25 protein-coding genes are annotated in these 25,926 nt (G+C 60.3%); 9 read left to right on the forward strand and 16 right to left on the reverse strand.

Annotated features, from left to right (window positions below; genetic code table 11):
• Window positions 1-64 precede the first annotated feature (64 nt).
• Complete coding sequence (locus tag AC4PS6_RS25800; protein WP_003188421.1) at window positions 65-1,090, forward strand: outer membrane protein assembly factor BamD; 1,026 nt, start codon at window positions 65-67, stop codon at window positions 1,088-1,090.
• A 127-nt stretch (window positions 1,091-1,217) separates the two neighbouring features.
• On the forward strand, window positions 1,218-1,451 hold the full coding sequence (locus tag AC4PS6_RS25805; protein WP_014716865.1) for a PP0621 family protein: 234 nt from the start codon (window positions 1,218-1,220) through the stop codon (window positions 1,449-1,451).
• On the opposite strand, the gene thiO is transcribed toward AC4PS6_RS25805, so the two are convergent.
• The 5 genes from thiO to pilV are packed head-to-tail and all read right to left on the reverse strand — an operon-like array spanning window position 1,438 to window position 4,745.
• A complete protein-coding gene (thiO, locus tag AC4PS6_RS25810; protein ID WP_014716864.1) occupies window positions 1,438-2,547 on the reverse strand; it encodes a glycine oxidase ThiO in 1,110 nt (369 codons plus the stop codon). The genes AC4PS6_RS25805 and thiO overlap by 14 nt on opposite strands.
• Before the next feature lie 59 nt (window positions 2,548-2,606).
• On the reverse strand, window positions 2,607-3,011 hold the full coding sequence (locus AC4PS6_RS25815; protein WP_020302966.1) for a type IV pilin protein: 405 nt from the start codon (window positions 3,009-3,011) through the stop codon (window positions 2,607-2,609).
• Between the two features lie 11 nt (window positions 3,012-3,022).
• Window positions 3,023-3,553, reverse strand: a complete 531-nt coding sequence (locus AC4PS6_RS25820; protein WP_336827357.1) for a pilus assembly PilX family protein — start codon at window positions 3,551-3,553, stop codon at window positions 3,023-3,025.
• 5 nt (window positions 3,554-3,558) lie between these two features.
• Window positions 3,559-4,266, reverse strand: coding sequence for a PilW family protein (locus tag AC4PS6_RS25825; protein WP_020302964.1), 708 nt, complete (start codon window positions 4,264-4,266; stop codon window positions 3,559-3,561).
• Window positions 4,263-4,745: a type IV pilus modification protein PilV gene (gene pilV / locus AC4PS6_RS25830; protein ID WP_014716861.1), complete on the reverse strand. Its 483-nt coding sequence runs from the start codon at window positions 4,743-4,745 to the stop codon at window positions 4,263-4,265. The genes AC4PS6_RS25825 and pilV overlap by 4 nt, the downstream gene beginning before the upstream one ends.
• Window positions 4,746-4,941: 196 nt before the next feature.
• Between pilV and AC4PS6_RS25835 the strand changes: the two genes are divergently transcribed.
• The gene (locus AC4PS6_RS25835; protein ID WP_336827358.1) at window positions 4,942-5,523 is read left to right on the forward strand and encodes a GspH/FimT family pseudopilin; all 582 of its coding nucleotides are present in this window, start codon (window positions 4,942-4,944) and stop codon (window positions 5,521-5,523) included.
• Here AC4PS6_RS25835 and ispH read toward each other — a convergent pair.
• From ispH to murJ, 6 genes are all read right to left on the reverse strand, one after another.
• Entirely contained in the window at window positions 5,477-6,424 is a 948-nt protein-coding gene (gene ispH / locus AC4PS6_RS25840; RefSeq protein WP_003188409.1) for a 4-hydroxy-3-methylbut-2-enyl diphosphate reductase, read from the reverse strand. The genes AC4PS6_RS25835 and ispH overlap by 47 nt on opposite strands.
• Window positions 6,425-6,605: 181 nt before the next feature.
• A complete protein-coding gene (locus AC4PS6_RS25845) occupies window positions 6,606-7,043 on the reverse strand; it encodes an FKBP-type peptidyl-prolyl cis-trans isomerase (protein ID WP_169855857.1) in 438 nt (145 codons plus the stop codon).
• A gap of 7 nt (window positions 7,044-7,050) precedes the next feature.
• The gene (gene lspA, locus AC4PS6_RS25850; RefSeq protein WP_014716859.1) at window positions 7,051-7,563 is read right to left on the reverse strand and encodes a signal peptidase II; all 513 of its coding nucleotides are present in this window, start codon (window positions 7,561-7,563) and stop codon (window positions 7,051-7,053) included.
• Window positions 7,556-10,387, reverse strand: a complete 2,832-nt coding sequence (gene ileS, locus AC4PS6_RS25855) for an isoleucine--tRNA ligase (protein ID WP_019817502.1) — start codon at window positions 10,385-10,387, stop codon at window positions 7,556-7,558. The genes lspA and ileS overlap by 8 nt, the downstream gene beginning before the upstream one ends.
• Window positions 10,388-10,401: 14 nt before the next feature.
• Window positions 10,402-11,340 (reverse strand): bifunctional riboflavin kinase/FAD synthetase, encoded by a 939-nt coding sequence (ribF, locus tag AC4PS6_RS25860; protein WP_003188404.1) that lies wholly within the window; start codon window positions 11,338-11,340, stop codon window positions 10,402-10,404.
• Window positions 11,341-11,459: 119 nt separating this feature from the next.
• Entirely contained in the window at window positions 11,460-12,998 is a 1,539-nt protein-coding gene (murJ, locus tag AC4PS6_RS25865; RefSeq protein WP_014716857.1) for a murein biosynthesis integral membrane protein MurJ, read from the reverse strand.
• Window positions 12,999-13,251: 253 nt separating this feature from the next.
• Here murJ and rpsT point away from each other — a divergent pair, with 253 nt between their 5' ends.
• Complete coding sequence (gene rpsT / locus AC4PS6_RS25870; RefSeq protein WP_003188401.1) at window positions 13,252-13,530, forward strand: 30S ribosomal protein S20; 279 nt, start codon at window positions 13,252-13,254, stop codon at window positions 13,528-13,530.
• A 277-nt stretch (window positions 13,531-13,807) separates the two neighbouring features.
• On the opposite strand, the gene AC4PS6_RS25875 is transcribed toward rpsT, so the two are convergent.
• Window positions 13,808-14,293 carry an FKBP-type peptidyl-prolyl cis-trans isomerase gene (locus AC4PS6_RS25875; protein WP_492181060.1) on the reverse strand — a complete coding sequence of 162 codons (486 nt, stop codon included), beginning with the start codon at window positions 14,291-14,293 and terminating at the stop codon, window positions 13,808-13,810.
• On the opposite strand from AC4PS6_RS25875, the gene AC4PS6_RS25880 reads away from it, so the two are divergent.
• The 3 genes from AC4PS6_RS25880 to yihG all read left to right on the forward strand — a co-directional run bounded on the left by AC4PS6_RS25880 (window position 14,292) and on the right by yihG (window position 17,658).
• On the forward strand, window positions 14,292-14,579 hold the full coding sequence (locus tag AC4PS6_RS25880; RefSeq protein WP_072434156.1) for a DUF3565 domain-containing protein: 288 nt from the start codon (window positions 14,292-14,294) through the stop codon (window positions 14,577-14,579). The two genes, AC4PS6_RS25875 and AC4PS6_RS25880, sit on opposite strands and share 2 nt — an antisense overlap.
• Window positions 14,580-14,658: 79 nt before the next feature.
• Window positions 14,659-16,758, forward strand: coding sequence for a phosphate acetyltransferase (pta, locus tag AC4PS6_RS25885; RefSeq protein ID WP_003188396.1), 2,100 nt, complete (start codon window positions 14,659-14,661; stop codon window positions 16,756-16,758).
• A complete protein-coding gene (gene yihG, locus AC4PS6_RS25890; RefSeq protein WP_014716856.1) occupies window positions 16,759-17,658 on the forward strand; it encodes a 1-acylglycerol-3-phosphate O-acyltransferase, YihG family in 900 nt (299 codons plus the stop codon).
• Window positions 17,659-17,852: 194 nt separating this feature from the next.
• On the opposite strand, the gene cysN is transcribed toward yihG, so the two are convergent.
• The 4 genes from cysN to AC4PS6_RS25910 all read right to left on the reverse strand — a co-directional run bounded on the left by cysN (window position 17,853) and on the right by AC4PS6_RS25910 (window position 22,178).
• Complete coding sequence (gene cysN / locus AC4PS6_RS25895) at window positions 17,853-19,751, reverse strand: sulfate adenylyltransferase subunit CysN (protein WP_003188392.1); 1,899 nt, start codon at window positions 19,749-19,751, stop codon at window positions 17,853-17,855.
• 53 nt (window positions 19,752-19,804) lie between these two features.
• Window positions 19,805-20,146, reverse strand: coding sequence for a four helix bundle protein (locus AC4PS6_RS25900; RefSeq protein WP_034128063.1), 342 nt, complete (start codon window positions 20,144-20,146; stop codon window positions 19,805-19,807).
• Between the two features lie 103 nt (window positions 20,147-20,249).
• Entirely contained in the window at window positions 20,250-21,167 is a 918-nt protein-coding gene (cysD, locus tag AC4PS6_RS25905; RefSeq protein WP_016971196.1) for a sulfate adenylyltransferase subunit CysD, read from the reverse strand.
• Between the two features lie 252 nt (window positions 21,168-21,419).
• Window positions 21,420-22,178 (reverse strand): Nif3-like dinuclear metal center hexameric protein, encoded by a 759-nt coding sequence (locus tag AC4PS6_RS25910; RefSeq protein WP_014716853.1) that lies wholly within the window; start codon window positions 22,176-22,178, stop codon window positions 21,420-21,422.
• Window positions 22,179-22,279: 101 nt separating this feature from the next.
• On the opposite strand from AC4PS6_RS25910, the gene algW reads away from it, so the two are divergent.
• Both algW and AC4PS6_RS25920 read left to right on the forward strand, forming a co-directional pair.
• Entirely contained in the window at window positions 22,280-23,440 is a 1,161-nt protein-coding gene (gene algW / locus AC4PS6_RS25915; protein ID WP_003188388.1) for a Do family serine endopeptidase AlgW, read from the forward strand.
• Between the two features lie 112 nt (window positions 23,441-23,552).
• A complete protein-coding gene (locus AC4PS6_RS25920) occupies window positions 23,553-25,646 on the forward strand; it encodes a TonB-dependent siderophore receptor (RefSeq protein ID WP_336827359.1) in 2,094 nt (697 codons plus the stop codon).
• The last annotated feature ends 280 nt before the right edge of the window (window positions 25,647-25,926 follow it).

A 25,926-nucleotide genomic window follows, 5' to 3' on the forward strand; every position in this document is an offset into this window, starting at 1 on the left:
GGGCGCTCATCATAACAGGACGGCCCCGCCCAAGACAGCGGCCGTCATAGGGACGCAAGCCGCCATGCAAGTGAAACACCTGCTGCTGATCGCCATCCTCGCCATGACTGCTGCTTGCTCGTCAACAAAGGACGTCGTCGACGAAAACCTGAGCGAAGTCGAGCTGTACCAGCAAGCTCAGACAGACTTGGACAATAATAGCTTCACCAGCGCCACAGCGAAGCTGAAGGCATTGGAGTCGCGTTACCCGTTCGGCCGCTATGCCGACCAGGCCCAGCTTGAGCTGATCTACGCCAACTACAAGAACGCCGAGCCGGAAGCTGCCAAGTCCGCTGCCGAGCGTTTCATCCGCCTGCACCCGCAGCACCCGAACGTGGACTACGCCTACTACATGAAGGGCCTGACCTCGTTCGACCAGGATGTTGGCCTGCTGGCGCGCTTCCTGCCGCTGGACATGACCAAGCGCGACCCGGGTGCTGCCCGTGACTCCTATAACGAGTTCGCCCAGCTGACCAGCCGCTACCCCAACAGCCGCTACGCGCCGGACGCCAAGCAGCGCATGATCTACTTGCGCAACCTGCTGGCTTCGTACGAGATCCACGTGGCCCACTACTACCTGACCCGTCAGGCTTATGTGGCCGCCGCCAACCGTGGCCGCTACGTGGTGGAAAACTTCCAGGAAACCCCGTCCGTGGGTGACGGCCTGGCCGTGATGACCGAGGCTTACCAGCGTCTGCACCTGGACACACTGGCGACGACCAGCCTGGAAACCCTGAAGCTCAACTACCCCGACCACCCTAGCCTGAAAGACGGCCAGTTCGTGCCTCAGGTTGCCGAAGCGGACAACCGTTCGTGGCTGAGCAAGTACACCCTGGGCCTGATCGAGTCCCGTCCACCACTGCCGCCGGGTGAAACTCGCGCCAATCAGGACGTGATCAAGATGTACCAGGACGCCAAGGACGCTATTCCTTCGGATCTCAAGCCGCACGACGAGAACGGTGATGTGATCGAAGAAGAAGAGCCGCAAGCCCTGGGCAACAACCAGGACCGCTCGTGGTTCAGCTACATGACCTTCGGTGTGTTCGACTGATTGTTCGACGCAACGCAAAAGGGAGCTCTGAAGGAGCTCCCTTTTTTATGAGCGAGTATTTATTGCCCTGTGCGCCCGTGACCACCTTGGCTAAACTGGCGCATTCCTTGTCGAGAAACTGCCCATCATGCTTCGTCTACTGTTCTGGATTGCCGTCATTGCTGCCGCGGTATGGTTCTGGCGCAAATTCAAAAAAAATGCCTCCCATCAGCAACGGCCTGCCGAACCGGATGCGGCCCTGATGGTGCGTTGCGCCCACTGTGGCGTGCACCTGCCGCAGGACCGCGCACTGAGTTCACGCCAGGAATGGTACTGCACCCAGGCGCATCTGGAACAAGGGCCAAAGTCTATTCAGCGTTGAGGCGACCTGCGGGGGCGTAAGGCGCTGGATCGATGATCGGAGCCCGCGCCAGCAGCAAGTCGGTGAACAACTGGCAAGATGCCGGTGCGAGTACCAGACCATTGCGGTAATGCCCGCAATTGAGCCACAACCCCTTGAAGCCAGGGACCTCACCGATAAACGGTATACCTTCGGGGGAGCCAGGCCGTAAACCGGCCCAATGCCCGACCACCTCGGCGTCCGCCAAGGCGGGAATCAGTTCCAGCGCAGACGCCTTGAGGCTTTCCAGCGCGGTGTCGGTTGGCGTCTTGTCGAATCCTTCATGCTCCAACGTGCTGCCGATCAGGATGTGCCCATCCCGCCGGGGAATCGCATAACGCCCCTTGGCCAGGACCATGCTGGATAAAAAGTCGGACGCGCATTTGTACAGGATCATTTGGCCTTTGACCGGCTCCACGGGTAGCCCCAAGCCCAGCGTACCCAACAATTGTCCGCTCCAGGCGCCGGCCGCGAGCACCACCTGATCCCCCAAAACCTGGCCCGTAGCGGTATTCACACCCACCACCCTGCCGTCGCCGAGCACAAAACCCGACACATCGCATTGCTCGCAAATCGTCACGTTCGGCAACGCCAGCAGGGCCGCCTTCAGTGATTTGACCAGGCGCGGGTTGCGTACGTTGGCCACATCGGCCATGTAGATCGCCTGAGAATAGCCACCCCCCAACACCGGCACCGCGTCATGGGCCGCAGATACGTCCACCTTGCTCAACGGTCTCCCTTCACGGGCAGCCCAGGCCAGTGCTTGCGCTTCGTCATCCAGGTCGAGCCAATACAACCCCGTGGTATGTACCTCTGGATCGACGCCGGTCGCTGCAAACAGCCGTTGCGCCAGTTGCGGGTAAAAATCCTGGGACCAATGGGCCAAGGCAGTGACCGCCTGGCTATAGCGCCACGGGTACAACGGCGAGACAATCCCACCGCCCGCCCAGGAAGACTCTTGCCCAAGCCCACCGCGCTCCAGCAGCGTGACCGCCTGGCCCTCACTGGCGAGGTTGTACGCCGTCAACAGCCCGATTACTCCGCCGCCGACAATCACCACTTGCTGTTGCTTAGCCATCATTTGATCCAGCCGATAAACAGGGAAAGGCGCGCCCGGCGCCCACGCTTCAAGTACGCTCATCCTTGCCCCCAGCAGACCTTGGGCGACATTTCAGGCCCTGCTCCCGGGTTGCCGCGCATACCGGTGCTGGTCAAGCTGAATGCTGCGCATGCGTCGTTCGCCATGACCGAGTCCGCAGCGGGAGTGGCGAGCAGGTCAAAATCCTGAGGGTTGAGGACGGCACTGATTCTATAATGATCATTGCCCGCGCTGACGTCGCCTGCATCAATAAAAGTGCCATTCCTCGTATAAGAACGCTCCAGGTGCTGGGCCTGTTCGCTCAACAACGCGACGATCTGCGCCCGATACACCTTCTTCACCTGGCTGAGGTACCCGGGATACGCAATCCCGGCCAGCAACGCGATGATCGCCACGACGATCAGTAACTCAATCAGGGTAAAACCCTGGCTCTCCTTGCCCATCCGATTGCTCCTTATTGAAGTTGCCGCCATAAGACCCGTCGAAACTTGACGCGGCCGCCCTCCTCCACCCGTGCATAGACCGTCTCCAGCACCGTGCGCGTTTGCCCCGCAAGCCCGACCGAGGTGACACGAAAAAGTGTGCCTAAGGTTTGGGGGGGTAAATGAGCAAGCCCTGCACCTTCCCCAAGAGATTGAATGCCATAAAACCCATCCTTCAAGGCGAGCCAGGTGACCGCCGAGACCGGGTTCGTCCCGGCCGCCGTCAAGGAAGACGCTTCAGCAGGCGGCGCACAACGGATGATCGAGTGGCAGACAGGCATCGCCTGGCCAACCTTTTGCACGGTCGACTCCCCCAATCTCAGGCCGCTTTCGGCAGATTGAAGCGATTGATTGCGATGCCACAGGCTGCTCGCGACTTTTTGCTGGGAGACCGCAGCCTGTATTGATGACAGTCCCACCTGCGACAGCACCAACAGGAACACCAGACTGATCAGCAGCACCATCCCGGTCTGCCGTACATGAATGCCGCCATGCATGATCATTGCCCCTACCCCAGCCGATTTCGCAGTGCCGCCACGACACTGTAGGTCTGGTCCTTCACCCGCCCAGCGGGGTCTTGAAGGGTCATGAGGATGCGCACGCTACGTATCAGCGACTCATCGGCGGGATGGCTGTCATAGCGCTCCACAACTGTTGATGCCGAGGTGGCTGCCATGCCGAAGCTGACGTCGAACGCCCTTACGTTATCCATCAATACCGCCCTGGCCGGCGCCGCCGGGGTACTGATCTTCAACTGGCCCGATTCGTAGGTGTAGGTAAGTTGGCGTATGCCAAAGCGAAGTTGGCCGGGCTCGGCGCCGGGTGGCGTGCCTGCATAAGCCCTGGCCGCCTCCTTGCAGTCGGACAACACTGTCCAGTCAGGCCTGCCGACGCCATCGCCGACATTCGCGGTCACCAGCGTCAGTGACTTCGCACTCCCCGCCGCTTCCCAGCTTATCGGCCGATCAAAGGCAGCCGGAGCATTGTCGATAGCGGCCACGGCCAAACACCCCAGCATGCCCGCCTGGCGAATATCCTGGGTGATCTTGCTCAGCACAAAGCGCGCATCATCCTGCAGCACCATGGCGGCCTGCTGGCTGGCATGGGTCAACCGCGAGCTGATCAGTATCTGGCTTGCCCCCAGTATCATGACCAACCCGATGGCGAGCGCCAGCAACACTTCCACCAGGCTGAAACCTCGCCCAAGACGCTTCATTGCGACACTCCCTGTTCATTGCTGATGCGACTGGTCAGGGTGAAGGTTTCCCGCGCCCCAGGGCGATTTGCTGCCCGAGCATCCGCCCAACTGATGCTGATGGTGACCTCGTGCCCGTTCACCACCACTGATCCTTTGGCATCCTCGCCGGCAAAACCCATGATATTGGCTTCGAAATCGTGCAGGTCCAGGTCACGTACGCTGGCGGTGGCAGTGCTGGGTGGCGCCAGCTCCGCCCGGCCCCATGTGTAATCGGCGCCAGCATTGCTGCGAATGCGGTCGAGCATGTCGTAGGCAATAAAACTGGCTTGGCTGGTCATCCTGGCGCTGTTGGTGTACTTGAGCGCGTTGAGTTGCAGCACCGCAGCGCCCATCAGGCCGATCGCCAAAATCAACAGCGCGACCAGCACCTCGACCAGTGTCATGCCGGATTGGCGCAAGTGCGCAACGCGCAGGAATCGGTTCTGGCAGGCAGGCATTTGCGTCGTCATCCATGTCGAAGGCCGGAGAAAAAAGCAGGCAAGGCCTGCTGTGCGACCCAAGACTAGCGTCGGTTTTCGAGCGGCGCTGCTCCCGGAACAAAGGGAAATACTTTGGACATAAAGGCCATCATCCAGCGCCAAGGACCAAGCGCTATACCTAGAAAACCCACTCGTGCCCATGGAGGGAACGCACATGAAACAAAAAGGATTCACCCTGATTGAAAAGCTGCTGGGGCTGATCGTCACCAGTTTTCTCGCGCAACTGGCCGTACCCGGTTTCAAGGGCTTGCTTGAATCGCAACAACGACAAAACGCGGCCCAAGCACTCGCCTCCGGGCTGCGCTACGCACGCACCGAGGCCATCGCGCGCAACCGGGCGGTGGTCATTCATGCAAAGGACGAGGACTGGAGCCTGGGATGGCGCGTGATACTGGATGTGAGTGGGCGCGGCCACCTGGATGACGACAATCCAGTATTGCTGGAGCGCGAGGGCAATGGGCGCGTGTCGGTGGCCGGGAATGGCCCGGTTACGAGCCAGGTGCGCTTCAACGGCCTGGGGGAGCCGGTGTTTGCCGGCGGGGGATTTCGTGCCGGCACCGTACATGTGTGTGACAAGGACCAGGCACAGAGCCTGTATCAGATCGTGCTGGCCCCCAGCGGGCGCATCAGCCTGCGCAGTGACAAGACCGAACAGGCATTATGCCGAGGCTATTCCAGCACCCTGGCCGTCAGAGCAGCGAGCGGACCCGCAGTTCCTTGGGCATGGAGAACGTGATGTTTTCTTCACGGCCCGCCAGCTCATCGGCGCCGGTGGCACCCCAGGCTTGCAACTGTTGGATCACACCGCGCACCAGTACTTCCGGAGCGGAGGCGCCCGCCGTGATGCCGATACGCTCGACACCGTCGAACCAGCTGCGCTGCATGTCTTCGGCGCCGTCGATCAGGTACGCCGGTGTGGCCATGCGCTCGGCCAGCTCGCGCAGGCGGTTGGAGTTGGAACTGTTAGGGCTGCCGACCACCAGCACTACATCGCATTCGTCCGCCAGTTGCTTGACCGCATCCTGGCGGTTTTGCGTGGCGTAGCAGATGTCATCCTTGCGGGGGCCGCCAATAGCAGGAAACCGCGTGCGCAGGGCGTCGATGACGCGGCTGGTATCGTCCATGGACAAGGTGGTCTGGGTGACGAAAGCCAGACGATCAGGGTTGTGTACCTGCAAGTTGGCAACGTCTTTTTCGTCTTCCACCAGGTAGATGGCGCCGCCGTTGCTGGCGTCGTACTGGCCCATGGTGCCTTCGACCTCCGGGTGACCGGCATGGCCGATCAGGATGCATTCGCGACCGTCGCGGCTATAACGGGCCACCTCGATGTGCACCTTGGTCACCAGCGGGCAGGTGGCATCGAACACTTTAAGGCCACGGCCAGCCGCTTCGGTACGCACGGCCTGGGACACGCCATGGGCACTGAAGATGACGATAACGTCGTCGGGTACCTGATCGAGTTCTTCGACAAAGATCGCACCGCGTGCGCGCAGGTCTTCGACCACGAACTTGTTATGCACGACTTCGTGGCGCACATAAATCGGCGGCCCGAAGACCTCCAGGGCGCGGTTGACGATTTCGATCGCCCGGTCCACGCCAGCGCAGAAGCCACGGGGGTTGGCGAGTTTGATTTGCATGCTGTGCCTCGTGCCTTGCAGGCCAAGAAATTGGATCAACTCAGCTCTATAGAATAAGCATCTGTGGGAGCGGGCTTGCCCGCGATGCAAACGACTCGATGTATCAGATACACCTAGGTGATGCTATCGCAGGCAAGCCAGCTCCCACACAAGCCAGCCCCACAGGAACCGGTTTCGTCAGTTAGAGCGCTTTAACGTCGATGATTTCAACATCAAACGTCAAGGTTTTACCGGCCAACGGATGGTTGAAATCGATGGTCACTTGCGCATCATCGAAGGCTTTAACCACACCGGGCAATTCGGTATTGGCCGCATCATTGAAGATCACCAGCAAACCTTCCGACAGGTCCATACCTTCGAACTGCGAACGCGGGATGATCTGCACGTTTTGCGGGTTGGGTTGGCCGAAAGCGTTTTCCGGCAGGATCTGCAGGTTGCGCTTGTCGCCCGCCTTGAACCCGAACAATGCCGCTTCAAAACCAGGCAGCAGGTTACCGTCGCCAACCTTGAAGGTCGCCGGGGCTTTGTCGAAGGTGCTGTCGACCGTGTCGCCATTTTCCAGGCGCAATGCGAAATGCAAAGTGACTTCCGTGTTCTGGCCGATGCGTTGCTCAGCCAATACCTGATCAGTCATTGACGGTTTCTCCGGTTTTCTTGCTCTTGAACATATCCAGCGCCAGCATGATTGCACCAACGGTGATGGCGCTGTCGGCAAAGTTGAACGCCGGGAAGTAGTGGCGGTTCTGCCAATGCACCAGGATGAAGTCGATCACATGGCCCAGGGCGATGCGGTCATACAGGTTACCCAGCGCGCCGCCCAACACCAGGGCCAGCGCGATAGCCAGCCAGGTGTCGTCGCGGCCCAGGCGCTTGAGCCACACCACCAGCACGGCGCTGACCACCACGGCGATCAGCGCGAACAGCCAGCGCTGCCAGCCACCGCCATCAGCGAGGAAGCTGAAGGCGGCACCCGTGTTATAGGCCAGGGTCCAGCTGAAGTAATCCGGGATCACCACGATTTGCTGGAACATTTCCAGGGAGCCCTCGAAGTGAGCCTTGCTGACCTGGTCAATGACCAGCACCAGCAGGCTCAGTACGAGCCAGCCCAGACGTCCGAAACGACTGGCTGTATTAGGCATAGTGACGAACCTCGCCTTCACCGCTGATGTTGTCGACACAACGACCACAGATTTCCGGGTGCTCAGGGTTCACGCCGACATCTTCACGGCAGTGCCAGCAACGGGCGCATTTAGGGAAGGCCGACTTCACCACCTTGAGCTTCAGGCCCGGCACCTCGGTGACCACGGCATCTGCCGGGGCCTGGGCGAAAGGTGCCAGGCTCGCGGTGGAGGTGATCAGTACGAAGCGCAGTTCGTTGCTCAGCTTGGCCAGGTCGGCAGTCAGGCCGTCCTCGGCAAACAAGGTGACTTCGGCTTGCAGGTTGCCGCCCACGGCCTTGGCCGCACGCTGAACTTCCAGCTCCTTGTTCACCGCAACCTTGACAGCCATGACGCCTTCCCAGTACTCGCGGCCCAGTTCGAAGTCGGCCGGCAGTTCGGTCAGGCCTTCGTACCAGGTGTTGAGCATGACCGACTCGTTACGCTCGCCCGGCAGGTATTCCCACAGCTCGTCGGCGGTGAACGCCAGGATCGGCGCGATCCAGCGCACCAGCGCTTCGCTGATGTGGTACAGCGCGGTCTGCGCCGAACGGCGAGCCTTGCTGTTGGCGCCGGTGGTGTACTGGCGGTCCTTGATGATATCGAGGTAGAAACCGCCCAACTCCTGCACGCAGAAGTTGTGGATCTTGGAGTAGACGTTCCAGAAGCGGTATTCGCCGTAGTGTTCCTGCAACTCGCGCTGCAACAACAGGGTACGGTCCACGGCCCAACGGTCCAGCGCGAGCATGTCTTCGGCCGGCAGCAGGTCGGTGGCCGGGTTGAAACCGGTCAGGTTCGACAGCATGAAGCGCGCGGTATTGCGGATACGACGGTAGGCGTCGGCGCTGCGGGCCAGGATCTGGTCCGACACGGCGATTTCACCCGAATAATCGGTGGAAGCCACCCACAGACGCATGATGTCGGCGCCCAACGTATCGTTGATCTTTTTCGGTTCGATCACGTTCTTCAGCGATTTGGACATCTTGCGGCCCGTCTCGTCGACGGTGAAGCCGTGGGTCAGCAGCTCGCGGTACGGCGCGTGGTTGTCGATGGCGCAACCGGTCAGCAGCGACGAGTGGAACCAGCCACGGTGCTGGTCCGAACCTTCCAGGTACAGGTCGGCACGCGGGCCGGTCTCGTGGCCCATAGGGTGCGAACCGCGCAGCACGTGCCAATGAGTGGTGCCCGAATCGAACCACACGTCGAGGGTGTCGCTGATCTTGTCGTACAGCGGCGCTTCATCGCCCAACAGCTCGGCGGCGTCCAGCTTGAACCAGGCTTCGATGCCTTCCTGTTCAACGCGCTGGGCCACGACTTCCATCAGCTCGACGGTGCGCGGGTGCAGCTCACCGCTTTCCTTGTTCAGGAAAAACGGGATCGGCACGCCCCAGTTACGCTGGCGGGAGATGCACCAGTCAGGACGGTTGGCGATCATCGAGTGCAGGCGCGCCTGGCCCCAGGCCGGGACGAACTTGGTGTCTTCGATGGCTTTGAGCGAGCGTACACGCAGGGTGTCGCCGCTGGTCGGCTCTTTGTCCATGCCGATAAACCACTGCGCCGTAGCGCGGTAGATCAGCGGGGTCTTGTGACGCCAGCAATGCATGTAGCTGTGCTGGATGGTGGCGGTTTGCATCAACGCACCGACTTCACGCAGCTTTTCGATGATCGGCTGGTCAGCCTTGAAGATGAACTGGCCACCGAAGAACTCGAGCGAAGGCACGTAGACGCCATTGCTCTGCACCGGGTTGATGATGTCATCGTTGACCATGCCGTACTTCTTGCAGATCACGAAGTCGTCCACCCCATAGGCAGGCGAGCAGTGGACAATGCCGGTACCCGAACCCAACTCGACGTAGTCAGCCAGGTACACCGGCGACAGACGGTCATAGAACGGGTGACGGAAGTTAATCAGCTCCAGCGCAGAACCAGTGGTGGTGGCGATCACCGAACCTTTTAGTTCGTAACGCGCCAGGCACGACTCGACCATTTCTTCGGCCAGCACCAGCAGGCGATCACCGACGTCCACCAGGGCGTAGGTGAATTCCGGGTGCACGTTCAGCGCCTGGTTGGCCGGGATGGTCCACGGGGTAGTGGTCCAGATCACGATGGCCGCTGGCTTGCTCAGGCTTGCCAGGCCAAAGGCCTCGGCCAGCTTGGCGTCGTCGGCGATCGGGAAGGCCACGTCGATGGTCGAGGACTTCTTGTCTTCGTACTCCACTTCCGCTTCGGCCAGGGCCGAACCGCAGTCGAAGCACCAGTTCACGGGCTTGAGGCCCTTGAACACGAAACCGCCCTTGACGATTTCAGCCAAGGCGCGGATTTCACCGGCCTCGTTCTTGAAGTTCATGGTCTTGTAGGGGTTGTCCCACTCGCCCAGCACGCCCAGGCGGATGAATTCGGACTTCTGGCCTTCGATCTGCTCAGTGGCGTAGGCACGGCACAGTTCGCGGGTCTTGTCCGCGCCCAGGTTCTTGCCGTAGGTCACTTCAACTTTATGCTCGATCGGCAGGCCATGGCAGTCCCAGCCCGGAACGTAGGGCGCGTCAAAGCCCGACAGGGTTTTGGAGCGCAGGATCATGTCCTTGAGAATCTTGTTCAGCGCATGACCGATATGAATCGTGCCGTTGGCATAAGGAGGGCCGTCGTGCAGGACGAATTTCGGACGATCCTTGCCAATTTCGCGCAACTTTCCGTACAGGCCAATACTGTCCCAGCGCTGCAAGATCTGCGGTTCGCGCTGTGGCAGGCCGGCCTTCATTGGGAAGGCGGTGTCCGGAAGGTTTAGCGTGGCTTTATAGTCGGTCATTTAAGGCTCTTCGGTTAGCGATGGGCGCTAGGTGCGGCTAGTGCACGGGCGGCGGCGACATCCGCATTGATCGCCGTTTTCAACGCCTCCAGGGAGGCGAAACGCTGCTCTTCACGCAGCTTCTGGTGGAAAACCACCGTCAAACGCCGGTCGTATAAATCACCGGCAAAATCCAAAAGGTGAACTTCCAGGTGGGCCTTGCCATCACCTGCAACCGTGGGCCTGACGCCTATATTGGCGACTCCTGGCCACGATTGGCCGTCGATGTCGACGCTTACCAGGTAAACCCCGGTCAGCGGCACACGACGGCGCTTGAGTTGCACGTTGGCGGTTGGCGTGCCCAATTGGCGCGCCAGCTTCTGGCCGTGCAATACCCGTCCGGCAATGCGGAACGGGCGACCGAGCAAACGCTCGGCCAGGTCGAAGTCGGCGGCGGCCAGGGCGTTACGCACCTGGGTGCTGCTCACGCGCAGGCCGTCCAGTTCGACGGTTTGCGCGGCTTCGACAGTGAAACCCTGATTGACGCCGGCATGTTGCAGGAAATCGAAATCCCCGACCCGGTCACAACCGAAATGGAAGTCGTCGCCGACCTCCAGGTGCTGTACACCCAAGCCGTCCACCAGGATGCGGTCGACGAACTCGGCGGCGCTGAGGCTGCGCAAACGCTGGTTGAATGCCAGGCAGAGGACACGGTCCACGCCCTCCTCCGCCAACAGTTGCAGCTTGTCCCGCAAGCGCGCCAAGCGGGCCGGCGCGGTTTCGGGGGTAAAGAACTCCCGCGGTTGTGGCTCAAAAATCACCACGCAGCTGGGCACGCCCAACTCGACCGCACGCTCGCGCAGCCGAGCCAGGATAGCCTGGTGGCCACGGTGAACACCGTCAAAGTTGCCAATAGTGGCGACGCAGCCCCGATGCTCGGGGCGCAGGTTGTGGAGACCTCGAACCAGCTGCATAACGCGCTTCTTGCTCATAAAGTGGTCGATTATAACCACACCCAGCCCCGGACGACAGGCAACTGCGCAGGCCAAATGGGTCGAATCGATAAAACAACCGTTTTATCGCGGCAAAGTCTCTATCCCAACGACTTGCGATTGAAATCACGCAGGCGGAAACCCTGCAACAGCAACATCCCGAAGTACACCGCCACGCCCGCGACCACCAATACACCCAGGCGCATGAAGCGCTCCAGCATATTACCTTGGTCCCAGGCCGGCATGAGGTGCATCAGGGCAAAGAGCACAACCGACATCGCGGCGACCGCCACCAGCAGCTTGAGCGCAAACACGCCCCAGCCGGGCTGTGGTTGGTACATCTGCTGTTTACGCAATTGGTAAAACAGCAGGCCTGCGTTTATACATGCCCCCGCGCTGATCGCCAAAGCCAGGCCGGCGTGGGCCAGCGGGCCGATAAACACCAGGTTGAGCAGTTGAGTAACAACTAGGGTGAAAATCGCGATTTTCACCGGGGTACGGATGTTTTGCTGAGCGTAGAAGCCGGGCGCCAGCACTTTGATCACGATAATGCCGAGCAGACCGACGGAGTAGGCGACCAGCGCATGCTGGGTCATCAAGGCGTCATGGGCGTCGAACTGCCCGTATTGAAACAGCGAGACCGTCAACGGTTCGGCGAGGATGCCCAGGGCCAGGGCGCACGGCAACACCAGCAGAAAGCATAGGCGCAGGCCCCAATCGAGTATGCGTGAGTATTCCTGGCGATCCTTGCTGGCGTAGGTACGCGCCAGGGTCGGCAGCAGGATGGTGCCCAACGCCACGCCCAGCACACCGGATGGCAATTCCATCAGGCGGTCGGCGTAGTACATCCACGACACCGAGCCGGATACCAGCAACGAGGCGAACGCGGTGTTGATGATCAGGGAAATCTGACTGACCGACACCCCGAGGATCGCCGGCAGCATGTTGCGCATCACGCGCCAGACGCCGGAATCCTTGAGGTTCAAGCGCGGCAGTACAAGCATGCCGATTTTTTTCAGGTGCGGCAGCTGGTACAGCAACTGTGCCAGGCCGCCGGCCAGGACCGCCCAGCCCAGGGCCATGACGGGCGGATCGAAATACGGCGTAAGGAACAACGCAAAAATAATCATGCTGACGTTCAGCAAGGTCGGCACAAAGGCCGGTACCGAGAAACGATTCCAGGTATTGAGGATCGCCCCGGCGAGCGAAGACAGGGAAATCAGCAATATATAAGGAAAGGTCACCCGCAGCAGATCAGTGGTCAGCGCGAACTTTTCCGGCGTATTGGCAAAACCGGGCGCCGTGGCCCAGATCACCCAGGGCGCGGCGAGCATCCCGACGATGGTTACCAGCATCAGCACCAGCGTCAGCAAACCTGAGACGTAGGCGATAAACGTACGGGTCGCCTCCTCGCCATGCTGGGTCTTGTACTCGGCCAGAATCGGCACGAACGCCTGGGAAAACGCGCCTTCGGCAAAGATCCGCCGCAACAGGTTGGGCAGTTTAAAGGCAATAAAGAACGCATCCGTGGCCATGCTGGCGCCAAAGATGCGGGCCAGCAGGGTGTCACGCACGAACCCCAACACCCTGGAAATCATCGTGATAGAGCTGACGGCAGCCAACGATTTGAGCAGATTCATTGAAAGAGTTTGCGCCTATAGATAAAGAGCAGGCGAACTACGCGCCCACTTATGCGATACTGCGCGCCTGCAACAGCACAGAGCCAAAGCTCGCGAGTTTACAGGTCAAGCGCCGGAAATAAATCACCCGCCTCTTCAGATCGACCACTCAGCAGTTCGCATCAGCCGCCCTTGACAACCCGTCAAGTCATCGGCATGATTCGCGGCCTATTTTGTTTGCTATTTCCTAAAAAGTCTTTCGAGGAGCTCGACGGTGGCCAACACACCTTCCGCCAAAAAACGTGCAAAACAGGCTGAGAAGCGTCGCAGCCACAACGCCAGCCTGCGTTCCATGGTTCGCACCTACATCAAGAATGTAGTCAAAGCCATCGACACCAAAGACGCTGAAAAAGCTCAAGCAGCTTACGTTCTGGCTGTGCCTGTTATCGACCGTATGGCCGATAAAGGCATCATCCACAAGAACAAGGCCGCTCGCCATAAGAGCCGCCTGAATGGCCACATCAAGGCTCTGAGCGTTCCTGCTGCAGCCTAAGTGGTAACAACTGCCACGTAGCCCAGGTTGCGTAACAGTTAAGAAATGCCCCGTACCGAAAGGTCCGGGGCATTTTTGTTTGCCCCCTGAAAACTGTAGGAGCGAGCTTGCTCGCGAAGATCGTTAACGATGACGCGGGAAGCCTGGTGCCCGAGGGGTTCTCAGGTTTTTCGCGAGCACGCTCGCGCCTACAGAAAGTTGACCGGGAATATTCTCAAGGCAAAAAAACGCCCCGAACCAGTCGGGGCGTTTTTGATACCGATTGATCAAACCACAATCAATGGTGATGACCGCCTTCACCGTGGACGTGGCCGTGAGCCACTTCTTCCTGGGAAGCGTCGCGGATGGCCACGATCTTCACTTGGAAGTTCAGGCGCTGGCCCGCCAGAGGGTGGTTGCCGTCAACGGTAACGTCGTCGCCGTCCAGGTCGCGGATGGTGACGATCTGCATTTGGCCGTCCGGCGAGGAAGCGTGGAACTGCATGCCCACTTCCAGCTCATCAACACCTTCGAACATGCTGCGGCTCAAGGTGCTGACCAGTTCGGCGGAGTATTCGCCGTAGGCATCTTCAGGTTCTACGGCGACGGTCAGTTCGTCACCGACGTTCTTGCCTTCCAGAGCCTTTTCCAGGCCCGGGATGATGTTACCTGCGCCTTGCAGGTAAACCAGCGGCGCGCCGCCGGCGGAGCTGTCGATGACCTCACCAGCGTCGTTGGTCAGGGTATAGTCGATGGAGACAGCCTTGTTAGCGGCGATCGTCATGGGGCGAGACCTTTTGCAAAAGAATGAAGAACGGACAAGTCTAAACAAGGATTTGCCCGAAAGCGAACGGAACCCGGACGGACGGGGCCGATCAACGGTCACGATCACAGGTTTTCATCAGGACGACGATGGCCACTGGGTGGCCGAGCTGTCCTGCGGCCACACCCAGCACCTGCGCCACCAACCGCCCTGGCAGTCGCGCCCCTGGGTGCTCGACCCCGCGCAACGCCTTGAAAAAATAGGCCAGGCCTTTGCGTGCGGCTGGTGTGCGCAAGGGCACGAATAACGATAACCTTGGCGCCTGATTCGCGGTAGGCACTCACCCATAGAGCGCCACCCAAGCCATGCACCTCCAGAGAATTCGCATGCAGACTTTTTTTATCGCGCCCACCGATTTTGGTGTGGGTCTGACCTCCATCAGCCTTGGGCTGGTGCGCACCCTGGAACGGGCCGGCCTGAAAGTCGGTTTTTTCAAACCCATCGCCCAGCCACACCCTGGCGATACCGGGCCGGAACGCTCCACCGAGCTGGTGGCGCGCACCCACGGCCTGAAACCGCCGCAGCCCCTGGGCCTGGCTCACGTGGAGCGCATGCTCGGCGACGGCCAGCTCGATGAGCTGCTCGAAGAGATCATCACCCTTTACCAACAGGCAGCCGTAGGCAAAGACGTGCTGATCGTCGAAGGCATGGTGCCGACCCGCAGCGCCAGCTACGCGGCACGGGTCAACCTGCACCTGGCCAAGAGCCTGGACGCCGAAGTGATCCTGGTCTCGGCGCCGGAAAATGAAGTGCTCACCGAGCTTTCCGGCCGTGTGGAATTGCAGGCCCAACTGTTTGGCGGTCCCAAAGACCCGAAAGTGCTGGGCGTAATCCTCAACAAGGTACGCACCGACGAAAGCATGGAAGCCTTCTCGGCGCGCCTCAAAGAGCATTCGCCGCTGTTGCGCAGCGGCGATTTCCGGCTGCTCGGCTGCATCCCCTACCAACCCGAGCTGAATGCCCCGCGCACCCGCGACGTGGCCGACCTGATGGGCGCGCAGATCCTCAACGCCGGCGACTACGAAAGCCGGCGCATGACCAAGATCATCATTTGCGCACGCACCATGCGTAACACCGTCGAGCTGCTCAAACCCGGCGTGTTGGTGGTGACCCCGGGAGATCGCGATGACATCATCCTCGCCGTCAGCCTGGCCGCCATCAATGGCGTGCCGCTGGCCGGGCTGCTGCTGACCAGCGACACCCTGCCCGACCCACGCATCATGGATCTGTGCCGGGGCGCCTTCCAGGCCGGGTTGCCGGTGTTGTCGGTGAGCACCGGCTCCTATGACACCGCCAACCAGCTCAATAGCCTCAACAAGGAAATCCCTATCGATGACCGCGAGCGTGCGGAAATCATCACCGACTTCGTCGCCAGCCACCTCGATGCGCGCTGGCTGCACCAGCGTTGCGGCACGCCGCGGGAGATGCGCCTGTCGCCGGCGGTGTTCCGTTACCAGTTGATCCAACGCGCCCAGGCCGCCAACAAACGCATCGTGTTGCCCGAAGGCAGCGAGCCGCTGACCGTACAGGCCGCCGCAATCTGCCAGGCCCGCGGCATTGCCCGTTGCGTGCTGCTGGCCAAGCCTGCGGATGTGGAGGCAGTCGCCCGCGCCCAGGGTATCGACCTGCCCGAAGGCCTGGAGATTCTCGACCCCGACCTGATTCGCCAACGCTACGTGGAGCCAATGGTCGCCTTGCGCAAGAGCAAAAGCCTCAACGCGCCCATGGCCGAGCAACAACTGGAAGACACCGTGGTGATCGCCACCATGATGCTCGCTCTCGACGAAGTGGATGGCCTGGTCTCCGGCGTTATTCACTCCACCGCCAATACCATTCGCCCTGCCCTGCAACTGATCAAGACCGCGCCGGGCTGCACCTTGGTGTCGTCGGTGTTCTTTATGCTGTTCCCCGAGCAGGTACTGGTGTACGGCGACTGCGTGATGAACCCGCACCCAAGCGCTGCGGAACTGGCGGAAATCGCCCTGCAAAGCGCCGACTCGGCGGCCGCGTTCGGCATCACGCCACGGGTGGCGATGATCAGCTATTCCAGCGGTGACTCGGCCAGCGGCGAGGAGGTGGAAAAAGTCCGCGAAGCCACCCTGCTCGCCCACGAACAACAAAGCTCGCTGCTGATCGACGGCCCGTTGCAATACGACGCTGCCGCCAACGAAAACGTCGCCCGACAACTGGCGCCCAACAGCCAGGTGGCAGGCAAGGCCACCGTCTTTGTATTCCCGGACCTGAACACCGGCAACACCACCCACAAAGCCGTACAACGCAGCGCCGATTGCGTGAGCCTGGGGCCGATGCTCCAGGGCCTGCGCAAACCGGTCAATGACCTGCCACGAGGCGCCCAGGTGGACGACATCGTGTACACCATCGCCCTGACGGCGATCCAAGCCGCCAACCGACCCATGGATATCTAAATGCTGGATTTTCTACCTGCCGCCGTGCGCGGGGTGATCGCTTCGCTGTTGCTGGCGCTGAACACGATCCTGCTGTGTTCGTTCCTGTTTATCGTGGCGCTGTTCAAGGCGCTGCCGTTCGCCAAGCGCCTGAGCGAATGGCTGATGAACCACACCCATGAAGCCTGGGTCACCAACAACAAGGGTTGGATGAACCTGGTGCGCCGTACGCGCTGGCACCTGACTGGCCTTGAGGGCCTGGACTACCAGCACTCGTACCTGGTGACCAGCAACCATCAGAGCTGGGTCGACATCATGGTGTTGCAGTACGTGCTCAATCGGCGCATTCGCCCCCTGAAGTTCTTCCTCAAGCAAGAGCTGATCTGGGTACCGGTGATTGGTCTGGCGTGGTGGGCGCTGGGCTTCCCCTTCATGAAGCGCTACAGCAAGGCTTATTTGGAGAAGCACCCGGAGAAGAAAGGCAAAGACCTGGAAACCACGCGCAAGACCTGTGCGAAGTTTCGCGACAATCCCGTGGGGATTTTCAACTTTGCCGAAGGCACACGCTTTACGCCGGGCAAGCATGCGCAGCAGCAGTCACCGTTTCGCTACCTGCTTAAACCCAAGGCGGGCGGCATTGCGTTTGTGTTGGATGCCATGGGCGAGCAGCTCAAGTCACTGATCAATGTGACCATCCACTACCCCGCCGGGCGCCCAGGTTATTGGGATTTGCTGTGCGGTAACGTGAAGGACGTGGTGGTGCACTTTGAAGAGGTGCAGATACCGGCCGAATTCATCGGCAAGAATTATGAGCAGGATGGGGAATATCGACTGGCGTTCCAGGGCTGGATCAACCAGTTGTGGCAAGACAAGGATGCATTGTTGGAACAGCTGCACAAAGACTTTCCGGCCAGCCGCTGATCAACATGTGGATGCAATTTAATGTGGGGGCTGGCTTGCCTGCGATAGCGGTGGATCAGCTAAGGATCAATAAACTGACAGTCTGCTATCGCAGGCAAGCCAGCTCCCACATTGACCGAGTCCATATTTGAGAATATGTAAAAAGCCCGCCACCGGGTAACCGGTGGCGGGCTTTTTTGTGCGGCAATTAAAGCTTAGATCGCGCCGCGCTGACGTAACAGTTCCAGCACTTGCTTGACGCTGTCTTCCAGCGACAACGCCTGGGTGTCGATCACAAGGTCGGCATTCAGCGGCACGTCATACGGGAAGGATTCGCCAGGGATGTTATCCCCACCGGCCGCGTACAAACCTTGCGGGTCACGCTCGGCGCACACCAACGGCGATGCCTGCACGTAGACGGTCAGCAGTCGGTCCGCACCAATCAGCGCCTTGGCCTGTTCACGGCCTTCGGCATCCGGCGCAACGAAGGCTGCCAGAGTCAACAGGCCGGCTTCATTGAACTGACGCGCCACATGAGCGGCACGACGCCAGTTCTCGGTACGCCCGGCACGGTCCTGCGGCAACCCTTTGTTCAGGTCGTGACGCAGGTTCTGGCCGTCCAGTACGAACACCGCACGGCCCATGTCGAACAGCTTGCGCTCGACCGCATAGGCCAGAGTGCTCTTGCCTGCGCCCGACAAGCCGCTGAACAACACCGTGGCCGGCTGCTGGCCGAAACGCAGGGCGCGCTCTTCGGTGGCGACATGCGCCAGGCTGCCGTGCTGCGCAGCGCCGCCATGACCCACCGGTGGCGCGATGATCATGCCCGCGGCGACCGTGCCGTTGGTCAAGCGATCGATCACGATGAACGCGCCGGTGGTGCGGTTGCTGTCGTAACCGTCCAGGGCGATGGCGGCGTCCAGGCTGACCTTGACCCGACCAATTTCGTTGAGCTGCAGCGAACTCGCCGGGCCTTCGGCCAGGGTGTTTACGTCCACGCGGTGCACGATGCTGGTGATGGAACCCGGCACGTAGCTGGTGGCGCGTTTGATGTCGTATTTCTTGCCCGGCAGCATCGGTTCTTCAGCCATCCACACCAGCATGGCGTCGAAGGCGTCGGTCACTTGCGGCACGTTGTCGGCATGCACCAACAGGTCGCCACGGGAGATGTCGATCTCATCTTCCATGGTCAAGGTCACGGCCTGGCCTGGGCCTGCGTGTTCCAGCTCACCTTCAAAGGTGACGATGGATTTGACGCGGCTGCTCTTGCCCGACGGCAATACCACCACTTCGTCACCCTTGTGCACGATGCCGCTCGCCAGGGTGCCGGCAAACCCACGGAAGTTCAGGTTCGGGCGGTTGACGTATTGCACCGGGAAACGCAGGTCGGTGTAGTTGCGGTCGTTGGCGATCTCGACAGTCTCCAAGATCTCCATCAGCGACTGGCCGGTGTACCAGGGCGAACGCTCGCTCTTGTTCACCACGTTGTCGCCCTTGAGCGCCGACATCGGCACGAAGGCCAGGGTGCTCGGCTTGAATGCGATACCTTCGGCGAACTTCAGGTAATCGGCCTTGATCGACTCGAATACGCTTTGGTCAAAGCCGTTGATGTCCATCTTGTTGATGGCCACCACGATGTGTTTGATGCCCAGCAACGAGGCGATGTAGCTGTGACGACGGGTCTGGGTCTGCACGCCGTAGCGGGCGTCGATCAGGATGATCGCCAGGTCACAGGTAGACGCACCGGTGGCCATGTTGCGGGTGTACTGCTCATGGCCGGGGGTATCGGCGATGATGAATTTGCGCTTGGCGGTGGAGAAATAGCGGTAGGCAACATCGATGGTGATGCCCTGCTCACGCTCGGCCTGCAGGCCATCGACCAGCAACGCCAGGTCGATATCGTCACCGGTGGTGCCGGACTTCTTCGAGTCGCGGGTAATGGCTTCCAGGTGATCTTCGTAGATCATCTTGGAGTCGTGCAGCAGGCGCCCGATCAGGGTGCTCTTGCCGTCATCGACGTTGCCGCAGGTCAGGAAGCGCAACATCTCTTTGCGCTCGTGCTGGCCCAGGTAGGCGAGGATGTCCTCGCTGATCAAATCAGATTGATGGCTCATTGTGTTTAAGCTCCGAGCTGTAAGCTTCAAGCGGCAAGCTTGTCGGCGTACAGCTAGTCAGAAATTTTGTTGATCAGGCCGCAGAGCATTTTTGAGAGCTCGCGAGTTTCTGTAATCCAGTTATCAGCCAGCGGCTGGGCGATGTAGGCAATGTCACTACCGATGAGAATCTGCGTACGCAACTCTCCACAAGAAGCCTTCGCAATCCAAAGAAAACGGATCTTTTCTTTGGCACTGCAACGCTCCATGCCTTCAGCAATGTTGGAGGGCACTGAAAGCGCTGAGCGGGTAATCTGGTCCTTGAAACCCAGATCCCGGCACTGCGCAAACTCTCGATAGATTCCCACCGCTAAACACTTGCTTCTTTGCCAAACAACCAACTTCTCGAAATCCATTACGAGTCACTCAACGCGGCTCGCAACAACCGGCTGCAAGCACCAAGCTACAAAATTACGCATACCGCTCTTAACTTGCAGCTTGCCGCTTGTAACTCGAAGCTTAGAAGTACCCCTGCCGTTTTTTATCTTCCATCGAGCCTGCACCATCGTGGTCGATGACACGGCCCTGGCGCTCGGAAGTTCGCGTCAGGAGCATTTCCTGAATGATGTCCGTCAGCGTCTCGGCTTCGGACTCCACCGCACCCGTCAACGGGTAGCAGCCAAGGGTGCGGAAACGTACTTTCTTTTTGACGATACGGGCTTTGTCTTCGTCGGACAGGTGCTCGAGGATGCGGTCGTCGTCGATCATGATCAACGTGCCGTTCTTCTCGATCACCTCGCGCTCGGCGGCGAAGTACAGCGGCACGATCGGAATGCCTTCCAGGTAGATGTACTGCCAGATGTCAAGCTCGGTCCAGTTGGACAGCGGGAACACGCGGATCGACTCGCCCTTGTTGACGTTGCCGTTGTAGACGTTCCACAGCTCCGGGCGTTGGTTCTTCGGGTCCCAACGGTGCTTGCTGTCGCGGAACGAGTACACGCGCTCTTTGGCACGGGATTTCTCTTCATCGCGACGGGCACCGCCGAATGCTGCGTCGAAACCATGCTTGTCCAGCGCCTGCTTGAGGCCCTCGGTCTTCATGATATCGGTGTGCTTGGCACTGCCGTGGGTGAACGGGTTGATGTTCTGCGCCACGCCATCGGGGTTGATGTGGGTGATGAGGTCCAGCCCCAATTCCTCGACCATCTTGTCGCGGAACTTGTACATCTCCTGGAATTTCCAGCGAGTGTCGACGTGCATCACCGGAAATGGCAGTTTGCCCGGGAAGAAGGCCTTGCGTGCCAGGTGCAGCATCACGGCGGAGTCTTTACCGATCGAGTAGAGCATCACCGGGTTATCGAACTCGGCGGCGACCTCGCGGATGATGTGGATGCTTTCCGCCTCCAGCTGTTTCAGATGCGTCAGTTTGTCGACCATGGTTACTCACGGAAAAACGATCTTATGGACGGCCAGCGGGCCGTGTTCGAGCGAGGCATGCTAGCACAGCAACTTCTTCTATTTAGGGAGCCAGCTAGACCGAAACGGTATATGAATATGCCGCCGAGTTTGGCGCCCAACTCGCTCAATGTGGGATCTGGCTTGCCTGCGATACAGGCGCCGTGCTCCTTCAGGCTGACCGAGGTGATGCCATCGCAGGCAAGCCAGCGCCCACGGTGTTCATGCTGTGCTTTAGATCGGATTGGGGCAGTCGATGAACAGATGCTCCAGGGCAAAGCGCCGCGCCAGATAGTCGCCTAGCGCCTGCACGCCATAGCGTTCGGTGGCGTGATGGCCGGCGGCGATGAAGCTGATGTCGTTTTCCCGGGCGCTGTGGAAGGTCTGTTCGGACGCTTCACCGCTCAGGTACAAATCGACACCCGCGGCAATCGCCTGGTCGATGTAGCCCTGGCCGCCACCGGTACACCAGCCGACGCGGCGAATCATCTCGCTGCCTTCGATCAGCAGCGGTTCGCGGCCCATCACTTCCTGCACGCGGCGGGCGAAGTCGCGGGGTGACAAGGGCTCGGCCAGGGAGCCGACCAGGCCGACGATTTTTGGGTTGCCGGGGTCCAGCGGGCCTTCGACGGTGATGTCCAGGTGGCGAGCCAGTTGCACGTTGTTGCCGACATCGGCGTGCAGGTCCAGGGGTAAGTGGTAGGCCAGCAGGCTGATGTCATGCTTGAGCAGGGTTTTGAGGCGGCGCTGCTTCATGCCGGTAATGCATGGGTTTTCGCCCTTCCAGAAGTAACCGTGGTGCACCAGCACCAGGTCGGCCTTGGCTTCGACGGCGGCGTCCAGCAGGGCTTGGCTGGCGGTCACGCCGCTGACGATGCGCATCACTTGGGGCCGGCCCTCGACCTGCAGGCCATTGGGGCAGTAATCGGCAATTTTGGCGCTGCCGAGGTAGCGGTCGGCTTCCTCGACGAGGGTAGTAAGGGGCACGGCCATAAAAGACTCCTAAATATCCCGTTCGCAGGCGTCACAGCCTCGTATAATGCGCGACATTATGGGCGCTCTCCCGCCCCCTGCAACCTGTCAGGACTTACTTGATGCTCAAGGCACTGCGTTTTTTTGGATGGCCATTGTTGGCTGGCGTGCTGATCGCGATGCTGATTATCCAGCGTTATCCCCAGTGGGTGGGCCTGCCCACACTGGATGTGAACCTGCAACAGGCGCCGCAGACCAACACAGTGGTGCAAGGGCCGGTGACCTATGCCGATGCCGTGGTCATCGCCGCTCCGGCGGTGGTCAACCTGTACACCACCAAGGTCATCAACAAACCTGCGCATCCGTTGTTTGAAGACCCGCAATTTCGCCGCTATTTCGGTGACAACGGCCCCAAGCAGCGCCGCATGGAATCCAGCCTCGGCTCCGGCGTGATCATGAGCCCCGAAGGCTACATCCTCACCAACAACCACGTGACCACGGGCGCCGACCAGATCGTGGTGGCCCTGCGTGACGGCCGCGAAACCCTGGCCCGTGTGGTGGGCAGCGACCCGGAAACGGATCTGGCGGTACTCAAGATTGATCTGAAGAACCTGCCGGCCATCACCCTCGGCCGCTCCGACGGTTTGCGCGTGGGCGATGTGGCGCTGGCCATCGGCAACCCGTTCGGAGTGGGGCAAACGGTGACCATGGGCATCATCAGCGCCACCGGGCGTAACCAGTTGGGCCTTAACAGCTACGAAGATTTCATCCAGACCGACGCGGCGATCAACCCCGGCAACTCGGGCGGTGCGCTGGTGGACGCCAATGGCAACCTGACTGGCATCAACACCGCGATTTTTTCCAAGTCTGGCGGTTCACAGGGCATTGGTTTTGCCATCCCGGTAAAGCTGGCGATGGAAGTGATGAAGTCGATCATTGAGCACGGCCAGGTGATTCGCGGCTGGCTGGGCATTGAAGTACAGCCTTTGACCAAGGAACTGGCCGAGTCATTTGGCCTGACCGGGCGTCCAGGCATCGTGGTAGCGGGGATCTTCCGCGACGGCCCGGCGCAGAAAGCCGGCCTGCAACTGGGCGATGTGATCCTCAGCATCGACGGCGCGCCGGCGGGTGATGGCCGCAAGTCCATGAACCAGGTGGCGCGGATCAAGCCGACCGACAAGGTGGCGATCCTGGTGATGCGCAACGGCAAGGAGATCAAACTGTCGGCGGAAATCGGCCTGCGCCCACCACCGGCGACCGCGCCAGTGAAAGAAGAGCAATAACCGTCGCGACCCACGCGCCCGTTCGCGGGCGCTTGTAAGGCTATATTTCTTAGCGATTCATTCTCATTAGGCATGTTATATTGTTTCAATATCGCTATTGGAACGCTCTATCATGTCGTCTCGAAAGTTTGTGCCCCTGGCCGGCCTGGCCCTGGGTTTGCTGCTCGACCCTGCCTACGCCGAAGAAAACACCCTGGAGCTGGACACCATCAGCGTCACTTCCGACGCCTATGAATCCGCCACCGGTCCGGTCGACGGCTACCGTGCCACCCGCTCTGCCAGTGCGACCAAGACCGACACGGCCTTGCGCGACATCCCGCAGTCGATCAGCGTGATTCCGGCCACGGTACTCAAAGACCTGGGCAGTACCAGCGTTGAACGCGCCCTGGAATTCGCCGGCGGTGTGTCCAAGCAAAACAACTTCGGCGGCCTGACCCTCTACGAATACAGCGTGCGCGGCTTCACCACGTCCGAGTTCTACCAGGATGGTTTCAGCGCCAACCGTGGTTACCCCAGCACCCCGGACGCAGCGAATATCGAGCGCATCGAAGTGCTCAAGGGCCCCGCCGCCAGCCTCTATGGGCGTGGCGATCCCGGCGGCACGGTGAATATCGTCACCAAGAAACCCCAGCCCGAGGCCTTCACCACGCTGCAGACCAGCGCCGGCAGTTGGGACCGTTACCGCACCGCGCTGGATGTGAATACGCCGCTGGACAGCGAGGGGCGCGTGCTGACGCGAGTGAACCTGGCGGTTGAAGACAACCACAGCTTTCGCGATCACGTCGACGCCAAGCGCGTGTTCGTCGCGCCCTCCTTCAGTTGGCAACTGGACCCGGACACCACGCTGCTGGTGGAAAGCGAATTCGTGCGCCACAGCTCCACCTTCGACCGGGGCATCGTCGCCAACACCGGCATGTCCCATTCCACCTTCCTCGGCGAGCCCAACGACGGCAATATCCGCAACCACAACAACCGCATTCAGGCGGCGTTGGAACACCACCTCAACGACGCCTGGAAACTGCGCCTGGCCAGCCATTACAAGCAAGGCAGCCTGTGGGGCGATGCTTCGGAAAGCCGAGCATTGAACGCAGACGGCCACAGCGTCAATCGCCGCTACCGTGAACGCTCCACCGGTTGGCATGACAGCATCACCCAGCTGGAACTACGCGGGGTGTTCGATATCGGCAGTTGGCAACATGAACTGTTGATCGGTACCGAATACGAGGATTACCGCAAGAAGGAGCGCGTGACGGCGATCGCTGGCGACTATCCCATCGACATCTACAAACCGGTGTACGGCCAGCCCAAACCCAACGGCATACGCTCCGGCACCGACTTCTTCGAACAAACCAAAAGCCACGCACTGAACCTGCAAGACCAGATCATCTTCACCGACCGCCTGCGCGGCATGATCGGTGCGCGCTTCGAGCATTTCGAACAAAGCACCGACGACTTCACCCGCAACCACGCCAAGAGCCGCCAAACCCACGACGCCTTCACTCAGCGCGCCGGCCTGCTCTACCAGCTCACGCCAGAAGTCGGCGTGTTTGCCAACGCCTCCACGTCGTTCAAGCCCAATAGCGGCCTGGATGCCGGCGGCAAGTCCTTCAAGCCCGAAGAAGGCGTGGGTTATGAGGTGGGAATCAAGAGCGAGCTGTTTGACGACCGCCTCAGCGCCACCCTGGCGGCCTTTCATATCGAGAAGGAAAACGTGCTGACCCTGGACCCGGCGACCAACCTCAACCGCGCCATGGGCAAGGCCCGCAGCCAGGGCTTCGACCTGCAAGTAACCGGGCAAGTGACCGACGCAGTCCGCGTGATCGGCGCCTTGGCCTACATCGACGCCGAAGTGACCAAGGGCGACAAAACCATCCCCACGGGCAGCCGCATTCTCGGCGTGGCCAAGCGCAGTGGCAGTGTGTTGGGCGTGTATGAGTTCCAGGACGGCGCGTTGCGTGGCTCAGACCTGGGCGCAGCGTTCACCTATGTAGGTGACCGCTCAGGCGAAGCCGGCACAGGCTTCGAACTGCCCGCCTACCACACCGTAGATTTGCTGGCCCATTACAAGGCCACGCAGAATGTGACGGTGGGGCTGAACCTTAACAACCTATTCAATGAAAAGTACTACGAGCGGTCCTACAGCAACTATTGGGTCAACCCCGGCGAGCCGCGCAACTTCACGGTTAGCCTGACCCTTAATCTGTAAATACAGTCAAATTGTGAGAGCTGGCTTGCCTGCGATAGCCATAGGTAACCACGATGCGAAGCGAGCCGCTCTTGATCTTGATCTGCTTTTGATCTCAGGCGCCCCGTCAAACCACGCTGGCCGAACGCAGGCTTGAATTCGTGGGTAACCCGGCAGGACGCCGGGTTAGCCGCCCCGCGCCATGGATGGCGCGTGGCGGCGGCCCACGGATTCAAGCCTGCGTTCGGGCACACCGAGCCTAGGCGAGGTGCCGAGTGGTGGGGCGAGGACCTTTTGGTTA

It is taken from the genome of Pseudomonas sp. DW-iso17, from assembly GCF_058725345.1.